This window comes from Candidatus Vallotiella hemipterorum (genome assembly GCF_910593725.1).
Taxonomy (GTDB): domain Bacteria; phylum Pseudomonadota; class Gammaproteobacteria; order Burkholderiales; family Burkholderiaceae; genus Mycetohabitans; species Mycetohabitans hemipterorum.
Genome location: NZ_OU343031.1, coordinates 621,138 through 635,584 on the forward strand (window position 1 = coordinate 621,138; position 14,447 = coordinate 635,584).

The 14,447-nt window shown below is 42.6% G+C and carries 6 protein-coding genes and 1 tRNA gene; 4 read left to right on the top strand and 3 right to left on the bottom strand.

The features are described from left to right. Positions 1-832 precede the first annotated feature (832 nt). Together ppa and KW136_RS02075 are read left to right on the top strand one after the other, a co-directional pair. Positions 833-1,363: an inorganic diphosphatase gene (gene ppa / locus KW136_RS02070; RefSeq protein WP_216796809.1), complete on the top strand. Its 531-nt coding sequence runs from the start codon at positions 833-835 to the stop codon at positions 1,361-1,363. Between the two features lie 1,195 nt (positions 1,364-2,558). Continuing rightward, a tRNA-Met gene (locus KW136_RS02075) sits at positions 2,559-2,635 on the top strand. Positions 2,636-2,762: 127 nt separating this feature from the next. On the opposite strand, the gene msbA is transcribed toward KW136_RS02075, so the two are convergent. From msbA to KW136_RS02090, 3 genes are all read right to left on the bottom strand, one after another. Continuing rightward, entirely contained in the window at positions 2,763-4,532 is a 1,770-nt protein-coding gene (gene msbA, locus KW136_RS02080) for a lipid A export permease/ATP-binding protein MsbA (RefSeq protein WP_420885632.1), read from the bottom strand. Positions 4,533-4,571: 39 nt separating this feature from the next. Continuing rightward, complete coding sequence (dnaE, locus tag KW136_RS02085) at positions 4,572-8,108, bottom strand: DNA polymerase III subunit alpha (protein WP_216796811.1); 3,537 nt, start codon at positions 8,106-8,108, stop codon at positions 4,572-4,574. Between the two features lie 1,462 nt (positions 8,109-9,570). Continuing rightward, complete coding sequence (locus tag KW136_RS02090; protein ID WP_420885633.1) at positions 9,571-11,010, bottom strand: DEAD/DEAH box helicase; 1,440 nt, start codon at positions 11,008-11,010, stop codon at positions 9,571-9,573. A gap of 1,161 nt (positions 11,011-12,171) precedes the next feature. Between KW136_RS02090 and rsxB the strand changes: the two genes are divergently transcribed. Together rsxB and nth are read left to right on the top strand one after the other, a co-directional pair. Beyond that, entirely contained in the window at positions 12,172-12,996 is an 825-nt protein-coding gene (rsxB, locus tag KW136_RS02095) for an electron transport complex subunit RsxB (protein ID WP_246583177.1), read from the top strand. A gap of 135 nt (positions 12,997-13,131) precedes the next feature. Continuing rightward, positions 13,132-13,803 (top strand): endonuclease III, encoded by a 672-nt coding sequence (gene nth, locus KW136_RS02100; protein WP_216796817.1) that lies wholly within the window; start codon positions 13,132-13,134, stop codon positions 13,801-13,803. Positions 13,804-14,447 lie beyond the last annotated feature (644 nt).

Below are 14,447 nucleotides of genomic sequence, written 5' to 3' on the forward strand. Positions count from 1 at the left end.
AGTTACTCTTCAATACTTTATACGTATGCATAGCACGATTATTTAGAAGGATCAATACGCACTACCAGGATGCTATCTATATCTAGCCCGGAAGCATAGCAGGGCCTGTATGTGTGTGTATAAACGCCTGCTTGCGGACTGTATTAGAAGTATAACGAGATGTATACTCGGGTTGCACAACGTATTAATGCTTTGAAATCTCATAGCGTGTACTGCAGTAGCTATATAACAGAGTAAAGTAACTGAGTTTCAGTACCCAAATTATTAAAGATGCTAGAAATCGCTAGACAACCTAGCCCACAATGGCGATATGCCTGATATAACTCATAGTAAAGTATAGAATTACTTAATTAGCGGCATAATGCTGAGACGTCTTTAGGCGCTAGTAATCACCCATCTCTATCGCGCATCAGTTGCTCTGCATCTCAAATTTAGCTGGTGGAATTGCTTATCGTTTTACAGTTGTCCAACCGATGCCTATAGGATCGTTTAAGGAGCGTTTTCGAATTCATAGGGTCTGATAAATCCTACACCGATACACGGACTGTGCAAGCGATAAGATCCCCCCCCCTTTCCGTTCGTTGAGTCAGCAGCGCGCACAGAAGCATAGTACGACAGGCACCAGGAGGATGCTAGACTTTCTTTTAGGGTTTTTGACTTGCAATCACAGCCATATAGCATATGATACAGGCATTTCTTAATCTGGCGCTCAAGCTCATAGCGGATAATAAATGATACAGATTGTCGCGAATCACACGCTCGCAGCCAGTTAGTTGATAAAATTAACGCGTTCTCCCCACTATTTATTTTATCGTTATCAGGATAATCCGATATGAGCTTCGATCATGTTCCGTCCGGCAACGAATTACCCCACGACTTTAACGTTATTATTGAAATTCCAGCGCACAGTGATCCGGTTAAGTATGAAGTCGATAAGGAGCTTGGTCTACTCGTCGTAGACCGTTTTATTGGTACGGGAATGCGCTATCCAGCAAACTACGGATTTATCCCGAAAACGCTTTCTGGCGATGGTGATCCAGTTGATGTATTGGTGATCACACCATTTCCGCTACTGGCTGGTTCAGTTGTGCGTTGTCGAGCGTTAGGTATACTAAACATGATAGACGAATCTGGGCGAGATGCTAAATTAATCGCGGTGCCGGCCGATAGGATATGCCAGATGACTGCGAACCTGAAATCTATTGATGATGTACCAGATTATCTACAAGACCAGATTAAGCATTTTTTTGAGCAATATAAAGCGGTCGAAAAAGGCAAGTGGGTTAAAGTTCAGGGCTGGAAAGGTATCGCCGATGCGCACAAGGAGATTACCAGCAGCATTGCAAACTTTTATAAGCGATAAATACCGGCTAGTACCAACGAAGTACACTACCACTTATCAGCAATACCCCACCTAGGATTAGGTTATCGGCTTAGCGATTTTATCGACGGCATATTAAGCTTAATTAACTCAGGAGGCTTATTTGCGATTATCCTCTGTGGATCCTATAGATCAGAAGCACAGCGTTAATGTTTTTCAGGATGCAGATCACATTGAGTAGGTTTAAGATATTACTACGCTTTAACTGGTAGCTACTTCGCGCACATGGACTGTCTTTCTATATTTTTGCTATCTACAACAAAAGACAACACCTAACAGTAGGTTTCTGAATCAGAACCAACGGGTAATCTTCAATTACATTGCCTAAAGAAACTAAGAATGTAAGTTATATGCAGCTATGTTGTAGTTTACTATTCTAATTTTAGTACTAGTAAAGCACAGTATCTCCATGATCACTAGATCATGGAGATATAACCTGAGAGGTTTTCGGCAAAAAATAGCAATAGTGTCATACAGCAGTTTTGCGTACATATGAGCTGACACAAAAGATAACTTATATTCAAAATATATTCATCTAGCTGCCCTAACATTAGTCCTGCGGAATGAGTTTATTAAACTACGCCATACGCTATCACGTAAGAGTAGGATTCTCAAAACACAGTTAGAGATATATTTTCGAGACACCGAGCTAGCAGAGGACTAATAAATTATCGCTTTATCGATTTTTACAGGCATCTTTAGCTACACCGGAATTATAGACAAATTAACCATCTATATTAATTAATAGTAGTTAATATACAAATTATTATGTGTGCTTATTTAATATATAAAAATCGAGTTTTAATAAACTGAACAGGAAAATAAGGCGTTAATAATATTATTACAACTATACATGTTATGCTGTTCGATCGAGGATAGCTACTAATCTAGCTCTATCTATGTGAGACATACATTTTCTACTGTTAGTTATACGTACATTATATTCTAAACATAGTTACTATATTCTGATAAACATTCTAGTCGGCATTACCAACGCTGGGTAGGTCCTCACTAGCAAGCACCCTTGTATCTACTGTCAATAAAAATTAAATGGTTCAAGTGTTTCCTAGATAAACAGGATCCTAAAGCAGCTCTGATGCTTGTTACGAGCATATATATTTAGGCTACAAAGTATTTGACCTGCCCATTAGTTTCCGCTAAAATACGTTTTTGCAGACGCGGGGTGGAGCAGTCTGGCAGCTCGTCGGGCTCATAACCCGAAGGTCGTAGGTTCAAATCCTACCCCCGCAACCAATTCATAAAATATTATCCGGAATATTATAATTCCGAGTGCATAAGTGCATTTCACACCACAAAATTTTGTCGGTAATTACGATTAATTTTATAGTAAGATATTAGGGCTTTTATACGCCGCGACTTGTTATACAACCATCTTTCCTTGCTGGTGTTGTATTCTATATAAATTCGCGTATAAACCATCCTGACTTAGTAGTTGTGTGTGTGTACCCTGTTCAATAATACGACCCGTATCAAGAACGAGTATACGATCAGCATATTCGATAGTTGATAATCTATGCGTGATAAGTAGTGTAGTCCGTCCACGCATTAATACCGCGAGCGCCGCTTGAATATGACGTTCCGATTCTGAATCTAGTGCGGCCGTTGCTTCATCAAGGATCAGAATCGGCGCATCCTTATAGATCGCGCGGGCAATTGCAAGACGTTGCCGCTGACCACCAGATAAACGCATGCCGTTATCACCAATCAGTGTATTAAGCCCCGCTGGCATTAATGCTATTGTATCTATAAGACTAGCTGAGCATAAGGCAGCTTCTGCCCGTTTATAGTCTATGCTCTCCCCATAAGCAACATTAGCTGCGATCGTATCATTAAATAGTAAGATGTCCTGGGTAACGAATGCAATCTGCTTTCGTAAATCCGGTAATCGATATTCTGGTAACGGAACACCATCGACTAATATATGTCCAGTAGAGGGTTCGAAGAAGCGGGGTAACAAGTTTACCAGCGTGGTTTTACCGCCTCCAGATGGTCCAGCTAGCGCAACTACCTCACCAGGCGAAATTTTAAATGAGATATCGTCAAGCGTTGGCTGATGTGCTTCCCTATAGTGGAAGCTTACATGCTCAAATTCGATAGCACCCTGCGCGCGAATAACTTTTCGTTCACCGCCGGTGTTCTCCACCGGCTCATCAATTAGACCAAAAATTAGTTCAGCTGCAGTCATACCGCGTGTTAACGGTTGATTTATATCGATTAAATGCTTTAATGGAGAAATAATAAGTAGCATAGACATGATAAACGCAACACATCCACCTACTGTCGTTTTATCGTTTGCCGATTGGATTACCGCAATTAAAACTACAACTGCCAAAGCAAGCGACGCAAAAAACTGAGTTATTGGCTGTACTAGCCCACTAGAAATAGCCATCCGCATTGCATAGCTACGGAGAAGCTGGATCATATGCGTGAAGCGGCGCATTTCGTACGGCTCACCATTATGCACCTTCACAACCTTATAACCACCCACTGTCTCTTCAACGATATAAGAGAGCTGATTGGTCAGCATTTGCTGCTCACGATTGAGCCAACGTAAGCGACGATTAATCTTACTGACTAGCCAGCCAAGCGCCGGCAGGATTACCGAAACAATTAGCGTTAACTGCCAATTTAGGTAGAACAAATAGCTAAGTAGGAATGCTGCTGTCAATGAATCTCGCACAAGTGTGACAAGTACAGTCATTAGCACATTAAGAACCTGATTTACCTCAAATACAATTGCACTAATAATTGTACTAGCTGTTTCACGCTGAAAGAAATCAGCGGGTGCGCGCAGCATTGTTTGGAACATCTGCAGCCGCAAATATAACAGAATACGGTTCAATACGTAGGATAGTAGATAGCTAGACGCATACTGGGCAAGTCCTCGACCCAGCGCGAGACTAACAAGTGCCGCCGGTACATACCAGCAAACCGCTACACTTGAGTCTTTCAGCCTGAGACCATTATCTATCAATGGCTTAAGCAATGCTGGTATGCCTGTCTCAGCACTCGCTACTAGCCCCATTGATACGATTGCAAGCATAACAGCCCACCAATACGGACGTATAATCCGGCCAATACGAGATAGCACATCAGCGTATGTAAGGGGTTTAGCTACCCTGCTGACAATTCCGTTCTGAGGTATAGTCAAGTTACTCCTTCAGTAGCATCAGCACTCCGGATATAGAATCTGAACAGCCCCGCTTGCATAGAACTCTGCTCGTAGCAGATTAAGAAGCTCATCGCTAGATCTTACGCGCCATGCATCGCCCAGCATCGACTCGCATTGCGCACTCGCACCTTGATACCGGACCCTAACTCTCAATCCACCAGACTCAAGGCCGCTCCTACTGTGTGATCGGCCCGACATACTAACAGCTACCAACGCCTTTTTAGGCTGTGATGTCTCCGAAAGCCGGTATGGTTCGAGTAGATTACGAAGCCGTGTCAGATCTGCATTGTGATTGATCGAAAGCAATAGCGAGTCTGCGTAGCAGCAACGAGCGCACTCTAAATTCATAGCAATGTTAACTGTAAATCGAAGCCTGCTAGCAAAACTATCGTTACGCACTTGCCCTTGTACGACTAGTAGTTCATCCTCTTTAAAAATCTCACGGTTCGCGTCGAATATTTTATTAAAAATAGTAACTTCGCACTGGCCAGTGCCATCATCTAGCACAGCGATTAATATCTTACCGCGTTGCGTTATCTGTGTACGCATTGTAGTAATGACCCCAGCGATTAGCTGATCACGCCCCTCTTTTAATCCTCCGATTGTTTGGCATACAAAATGTCGTACTTCACTCCTGTATGCATCAAATAAATGCCCAGAAATATAAAAGCCAAGGGCTGCTTTTTCCTCTTGCAATTTTCGCTTCTCTGTCCATGCCGGCCTATCAACTAATTTATAATGATGTTCTCTGGAGCCATCAGGCATATCAAAGAGACTACCTTGTAATGCATTAGCTCCCGCCTGATCAGCCGCTTCCGTTGCAAGCTGAACCGACTCAAGTAGTTGACCCCGATTTTTATGTAGAGAATCGAATGCGCCAGCTTTAATTAGGGCTTGAATCATACGGCGATTTACAATGCGTCGATCGATTCGCTCGCAGAAGTCGAATAAGTTTTTAAACGGCCCTGTCGATCGGGCCCGAAGAATCTCTTCGATTGCATTCTGCCCACTACCCTTGATCGCGCCGAGACCGTAGCGGATTATCTTCAATTGCTTGTCTACCGTATCAGCTACTGGCTCGAAACGGTAGACAGACTGATTAATATCAGGTGGTAGAATTACCAGATGATTCGCTATACAATCATCAAAAAGAATTTTTACCTTGTCAGTATCGTCCATGGCGAGCGACATATTAGCCGCCATAAATTCAGCCGGATGATGCACCTTAAGCCAGGCCGTGTAATACGCAAGCAATGCGTATGATGCCGCATGCGACTTATTAAAGCCGTATCCAGCAAACTTCTCCATCAAATTAAATATTTCATCAGCCTTTTCCGCGATTAAACCATTCTTAGCCGCTCCTTCTCGGAATAACCTACGATGCTTAGCCATCTCCTCAGGCTTTTTTTTACCCATCGCTCGCCGCAGTAAATCAGCACTTCCTAGTGAATATCCGCCGATGATCTGAGCCATCTGCATCACTTGCTCTTGGTAGACCATGATGCCATAGGTCTCTTTCAGAATAGGTTCGACGCGAGGATCCGGATATTCTACTGCTTCTCGTCCATGCTTACGTGCGCAAAAACTTGGAATTAGATCCATCGGGCCTGGCCGATATAGTGCTACTAATGCGATAATTTCTTCGAAACGGTCTGGCTGCGCATCTCTGAGCATACCCTGCATACCGCGACTTTCTAGCTGAAATACAGCAACCGTATTAGCGTTCTTCAAGATTTTAAACGATTCAGCATCCTCCAGAGATATTTGAGCAAGTGACCACTCTTTTTTAGACGGATCTAGTCGCCGGATGTATCGTTCAGCCCAATCTAGGATTGTAAGCGTAGTCAATCCAAGAAAGTCGAATTTAACAAGTCCAACGGCTTCAACATCATCCTTATCATATTGACTAATAATGCTGCCATCGTTGTCCTGTGTATATAGTGGACAAAAATCAGTAAGCTTACCGGGCGCAATTAGCACACCACCGGCGTGCATTCCGATATTTCGTGTTAATCCTTCAACACGCTGTGCTAATTCGAGTAACTGCCGAACCTCATCTTCGCTATTAAATCGCTCCTGTAGCTGAGGCTCTCCCTTAATAGCGCTAGCAATAGTAATATGCTTACCAGGTTTAAACGGAATCAGCTTCGCGACACTATCGGTAAAGTTATACCCCAAGTCCAATACACGACCTATATCACGCACAGCGGCTTTTGCTGCCATAGTGCCAAATGTTGCGATCTGTGACACTGCAGCAGTACCGTATTTGCTCTTCACGTATTGAATCACGCGATCGCGACCATTCTGGCAAAAGTCGATGTCAAAATCCGGCATTGAGACACGTTCTGGATTTAGAAACCGCTCAAAGAGTAAATTGTAACGCAATGGATCTAAGTCTGTGATCCCAAGTGCAAACGCCACTAACGAACCTGCACCAGAACCTCGTCCAGGTCCTACTGGCACGCCGTTATTTTTCGCCCAATTAATAAAGTCTGCAACAATTAAGAAGTAACCGGGAAAACCCATCTTAATAATGGTGTCACACTCGAATGCTAGTCTTTCTTTATACGTCTGGCAGTGTCCATCTCGTTGCATTTTATCGGGAAATAGCTGCGCGAGCCGCTGCTTAAGTCCAGCGATAGATAACTGAATAAGGTAATTATCTAGCGACATCCCAGCCGGCGTTGGGAATAACGGTAATCTGGGCTTACCTAGCTCAAGTGTTAGATTGCAGCGCTTGGCGATTTGTACTGTGTTTTCAAGCGCTGATGGGATATCAGCAAACAGCTCGCACATCTGATGCTGCGTGAAAAAGTACTCATCTGTAAAGAAGCGTTTCACGCGCCTTGGGTTAGCTAAAATGTCGCCTTCAGAAATACACACGCGCGCTTCGTGAGCAGTAAAGTCCTCCGGGGTCATAAACCGCACTGGGTGCGTCGCTACTACAGGCAGCCCTAACCGCGCAGCGAGTTTTACAGCTTGCTGTAAATAAGCTTCTATGCCTGGTTTCTGTATCCGCTGCAGCTCAATATAGAACGCATTTGGAAAGATAGTGGCCCAACGCTGAGCATGGCGAATAGCCGCTTGTACGTTACCTGAAGCTAGTGCAATACCAATATCGCCTTGTTGAGCACCGGACAATGCTAGCAGACCTTTAGCAAAACTTTCCTCAAGCCAGTGAAGGTTAATCTCAGCTCGGCCACGATACTGGTTCGTCAACCACGCTCGGCTAAGGAGCTCGCACAGGCTTAGATAGCCAGATCGATCCTTAACGAGCAATAATAGCCGCGCTGGTTTGTCTCGATTCTCTGGATTTGAAATCCAAACGTCAGCACCAACAATTGGTTTAACACCGCGTGCACGTGCAGCTTTGTAAAAGCGTACTAGACCAAAAGCATTAGCAAGATCAGTGAGTGCAATTGCACCTTGCCCGTCTTCTACTGCCCGCTGAATCATGTCGTCAAGTCGTATAATACCGTCGACAATAGAAAACTCGGAGTAAACGCGCAGATGAACGAATCGTGGATCAGACATATCTGTGTTCTATCTTACGGAGAATGCCGCTAGCCGTCGTTACCGAAGCGTCTGGCCTAATAACAATAACTACTGATAACAGTCAACCTAGTTGACTAGACACTCATATAAATAAGCTAGACTGCTAACTCACCACCCGGTGGATATAATCCTGTCGGCGGACTAGAAATAATATGGGGTATATAGCTCAGTGATTTCTAAATAAATAGATGGCTTAAACGCCATATTGCATACGGTCACCTACCGGTACATTAATTTTTTTAAAAAAGAGCGACTTACTTGATACGGCTAATCTTTGCCACCCCACTATTCTCATGGCATTCGATACTAAAATATCCCAGGGTTTAAGTATTCCAGTCTATTTATTACCGGCGGTCTTAAGTCAACCAATATATTAAGCAACTACTTGCATATTAGCTTGGTGTTAGACGATATATTCATCACATCCTGTTCAAGAAGAGTTTTTAAACAAGTAAATATTTTAAAGCATCCTGATTAGGAATAAGCGTCAGTTTTTATAATTGAGTCGTTAGTAATATAATCTTAAGTTTGGTTATTATCAGAAATTAAGATTAATAGGCATGCGCCTAAATAACATAGCAGCCCTATTAAGCACATAAATCTTATATACTTAATTAATAAGTATACGTAACGCCTATAACTCGTTCTAGGTCGCATTCAAGCATATTTAAGGGGCGTAATCTGTTATATTATTAACCTATATTTTTAGAAAGAAATTTGGAATCGGTACACAATACATGTACTTACTCTTTTAATAGCCAGGAAAATATCAAAATCATCCTACAGGTAGTTAAGTTAAGGTAAATATAGACCATCTGACGGATAACATCCGGTATTACTAGAAATAACAATAGGAAATTTAGCCCCCCCTTTTTTATCCCGATCTTCTGCGTCGCCTCCTCAGAGTTGTCTACTGTGTTAGGGTTACTATGAAACAGGCTAATGTTCTGCCTAAATCAAAGTAAGTAAGTTTTTTAGTATATAGAGGGTGTAAAATAAAAACATCAAGTGCCATCATGTAACACAGCTATGCATAGCTTGAATACTTTATATTGACTTAGCACACACCGTACCGAAACTCTCTTGTAAGCCAATTGCTAGTACCACACTTTACTAATCTGCAGAAAACTATATAACAAATAAGTAAGTTAAATAACTTAAGGTAGCTATTATTAACGCGTACTAATCATACATAAGAGATGCTCAATTACACCTGTGGAAAATTTGCTTACAATTATGCTTTATTACTTAACATCTATTAACAGTATCTATCATTTTTTATTTAGAGGGAAAAACTAGAGCGCTACTAATCGGCATAAATCAGCCTCTTAAATCGATGAAGCTAGAGGGCTGTTGCATTTTCGGCTCATATTAGCGCCCTAGTAAGATAGACCATAGAATATGGGGGGGTATTTATCACAAGTTAACCCCCCCTAGGGGATTAAGAATCCCGACGCGGCATGCCGAATCCGCCTAATAGCGCAGCTAATCGTTGCTTAGGTAATTTCTTGTCGAGTACCGGATTCTGCTCTTCATAGTTTGCTATTTGGCAGACTGAAAATGAGGGCTCATATGGCTTCGTAAAGAAGTCATCAACTAGCTTGGCATCAGGTATTGATGAGCGTACCCGGTTAGAAACATCATCATGTCGATTACGACGACGGTCGTTACAATCAACACGTTCATGCGAGCTGTTCCGAGATGTTGATCGGTGTAACTCGAGAGGTTGAAGAGTGAACTTGCGGTTAATTAAATTTTCAATATCCGTCAGTTGTTTACACTCGTTGACATTGTACAATGACAACGCATCACCGGATGCCCCAGCACGACCCGTTCTCCCGATTCTATGCACATAGTCTTCCGCGTTAAATGGCAAATCGAAATTGATTACAGCCGGCAACTCTACAATATCTAGTCCTCGGGCGGCTACATCGGTTGCAACTAACGCTTCAATTGTTCCGAGCTTAAATGCCTCTAACGCCTGCATTCGCTCGCTTTGAGAGCGATCCCCATGAATTGCGGTAGCTATTATGCCATCGCGCGTGAGTTGCCTTGCCAGCCGACTTGCTCCGATCTTACTGTTGCAAAAAATAATTACTTGCTTTAATTTACGCTGACGGATTAACTGAAGGATTGCCGCTTGCTTATTAGGCTCGGACACTTCAAAGACGATTTGCCGAACATTCTCAGCTGCTGAATTACTACGAGCTACTTCAATCGTAACCGGATTGCGTAAGTAAGTCGCTGCGAGTTTTTTAATCTCAGCGGAGAATGTCGCGGAAAACAACAAGGTCTGTTTTTCACGTGGCAACAAGTTTAGGATTCTCTGCAAGTCTGGTAAGAAGCCCATGTCAAGCATCCGATCAGCTTCGTCGAGTACAAGTATCTGCACCTGAGCTAATGACGTACTTTTTTGCTGAATATGATCAAGTAGCCGACCGGGTGTCGCGATTACGATCTCGACACCACGGCGCAATTCAGCCACTTGTGGATTGATATCGACACCGCCAAATATGACTGTACTGCGTAATGATGTGTACTTAGCATACCTATGGACATTAGTTGCTACTTGATTTGCAAGTTCTCGAGTAGGGGTCAAAATAAGTGCTCGTACTGGATGGCGTGCGGGAGATGCACTAAGACTAGCAAGTGGAAACAAGCGTTGAATAATTGGTAGTGCAAAGCTAGCTGTCTTACCTGTTCCGGTCTGCGCTGCACCCATGACGTCTCGGCCAGCTAGCACAGCTGGGATCGCCTGAGCCTGGATCGGCGTTGGTTTTACATAGCCCTGTTCTATTACTGACCGAACGATTAACGCAGAAAGGCCAAATTCATCAAATGACAATGGAAAAGACACTGGTACTGAGCTAGAAACGGCGATACCACAAGAAACTCGTGCTTCAGTTAGAATGGAACGCGAGGTAGTATTTAGATCTAATGCTATATGTGAGCGTTCGCTCAAGCGGATGCCCTCCGAGGGAATGCTGGAATAATGCTCAATTATAGCACTCTATACACTTAGTATCCGGTGATACTAGATACATACATCGGACCCCTCGCTCTCGGAAATAATTTAGGTCATCCTAAAAAGGATGATTCATCTTATGGGGTATAGTTAATATAGGTCTACTTAATTAAAAGAGATTTTTAGTAGCTTACTAGTGCATTAAATAATTTGAACGCCTCTATTTTTAATGATGTTTATCTATGTCCCTACGCCGAGGTATCTTCCGCATCTGCCTTGCTGCTTGATTTTATTTAAGAAAATTTAGTATAAGCTCATAGCTTAATAGGCTGTTGCATGCTTAAGAATACTCGGTATAATTCTGAGAAAATGTAGGGCTGGGACAGCCCGGTTATGAGTAACGTATCGGGTACTTTTTTATACGTTATAATTAGGGAATAGCAGACCTAAAGCCGAAAAATCTAAGTGCTTAATATTCTTGTTTTTTAGCCGTCTAGCATCAGAAGTGCATTGCTTAATACATTCTACAACTAGCGTATATAGAGTATACTAATACCACGTAATGTGGTTCTCAAGCTTTGCTTGCTCGCATCGAGGCCGTGTTTACGTTCGATCTGCTGTAAACCACTATGCTGCCCGGTGCGTTGTAATAAGAATAGCTCTGATAAAGCTGATCGGAGCACTAAGCATAGCTTTATAGCTACACCCCAAAAGTTTTATATAATAAGAAATATCTTTCTGAAAACAGAGAGCATCGTACGTTTGATGCGAGATCCTTATCAAACGTAATCTTATTATTAATTCGTGCAAATAGGGTCGAGATTCTTCTTAACACTTTTCTAACATCGGATCTGTGTAAATTCTTCGCTACTTTATTTCACTTATCGATATTAGACGTAGAATTATAAGATTCTAGACGCTAGAAAAAGCATTCTACGCTCAGTTACTTGCTCTAATATGGACGTAGAGAACGGTAAATAATATTACGCAACTTCGACGCGCCGCTACTGGAATAAGTAATAATTATGTATTGATAAATACGCGTCATACTTCTTGACGTACCTAGGTTCCAATACTGTGAGCGTCTCTCCATCGCTTGCGGATCGCATCGACGATCTGCTTCCTCAAACCCAATGCACCAAATGTGGCTATAACGGATGCCGACCTTATGCGGATGCTATTGCAAACGGCGTAGCAAGCTACAACCAGTGTCCGCCCGGAGGGCGACAAGGTGTCGCCCGGCTAGCATCTTTGCTTAATAAGCCAATTATTCCGCTCAACCCAATTAATGGTGTCGAGCGAGTACGACTACGAGCGGTAATTGATGAAACTATATGTATCGGATGTACGTTATGTACGCAAGCGTGCCCAGTTGATGCTATTGTCGGCGCACCAAAGCAGCTGCATACAGTATTACTAGATTGGTGTACTGGGTGTGATCTATGCATTGCTCCGTGCCCTGTCAATTGTATTGAGATGATTCCAATAACTGAAATTGCTACCGGATGGGATGCATGGTCCCCTCAGCAGGCAGAAGCAGCCCGACAGCGGCATGAGACGCGTAATCTTCGGATTAGGAAAAAGCGTGATCAGGCGCAACAGCATGCTGCCTCACGCCATGCAATACTACCAGTAAAACTGCCGCCCGCATTAGAATGGGCCTTGACGGCGGCGACTACTATCTCAGCTAGCTCGCTAGAAGTAAGGCTCATAGCGTTGTTGAAAAACTATATCGCTATACGGAAACAAGCTGTTATCAAGATGGCGCTAGCGCGTATCCACAATAAAAAAGAAGAACTAGTTGCTCAGGGAGGGGTAGTGCCTCGGAACATATTAGGCGTGAGTATAAGCATACAAGAGCAAATCGACGCGACTAAGGCCGGACAGCAGAGCTTGGATTAAGCTAAAAAGATGAAAGTAGCTGCACTCTATTGAATACCCTACTATACTCTCCATCCAGTGTCACTGGAATAGCTTGTTCCCCAATACGAGATAAATCACGTCGGTGTTTATTATTTTTCTAAGTCTAGAACTTTTATGAACGCTAAAAAGCGCCGTGCAATCTACGAAACGCTGAAAAACTTGAACCCCTATCCAACTACAGAACTAGAGTATACAACATCGTTCGAACTTCTAATTGCAGTGATACTTTCAGCCCAAGCAACTGATATCTCTGTTAATAAAGCCATGCGCCAAATATTGCCGATTGCTAATACACCAAAAGCTATGCTAGCGCTTGGCGAGGAAGGTATAGAGCAGTATATTAAGGCAATTGGGTTATATAGAATCAAGGCCAAGAATATAATCTCGACCTGTAGAATGTTGTTAGATAAGCACTATGGAGAAGTACCCAATAATCGTAAAGCACTTGAGGCCCTTCCTGGGGTAGGCCGAAAGACAGCAAGTGTCGTGTTAAATACTATATTCGGGCACCCAACAATTGCTGTCGATACACACGTCTTCCGCGTTGCGAACCGAACGCGGCTAGCAACAGGTAAAAACGTCCGAGCAGTAGAGGTTGCCCTAAAAAAACTCACACCAGCTGAATTCCAGCATAATGCACACCACTGGTTAATTTTGCACGGCCGACACGTATGCTATGCACGGGCGCCTAAATGCGGGAATTGTGTGATCGAGACGCTTTGTGAATTTAAGAGTAAAACGTATGCTTTTACTCAAAAATGTATTGACTCTCACAAAGTTTATTAGATGAATTTGTCTAATCTATTGGTCCTTTGAGATGTAATTAAATATTAAGTACCTGCCCTGATAGGCAGTTTAGTACTATACTACATGTTCAAAGAAATTAGTTATTTTCTCTGCTACAGTATAACAATGCTGTACATGTTAGCGTGAATTTAGCTCTGCTATAGAACATCAACGCCATCCTTCGACACCGTAGATTAACAACCCTGTATTAACCTACAGTTCCAGAGCTTTTTCTCTTTAATATGCCTAGTAAGTATATTACATAGTCTCGTCTGAATACGTATCTATTAATATCTACTCGCTTGTTTGGGCATTAAAACAGTATCCTGCACATCATGTAATCAAGCGCTCTAAGCGTATCATAAAATCAGAAATCTAGAGAAAATGCGTCCAGGGTAATCGCAAGCTAATTGCGCTATAGAGGTTTATAAAACCCCTGTTGCCTTGCTGTTATACGCGCAGCACCTAACTGTATTTCTTACACATATTACGTGTTCTAAAATATAGTAAGTACGAACTACGAACTAAGAAGTATTTTTAGAGACATTAACATGAGTGCCTATCCTGATAGAAGTCAGTATGAAATGCATTTATAGATAAAATACAATGTCCTATTTGTTTAATCTATTATAAGAATATTATAG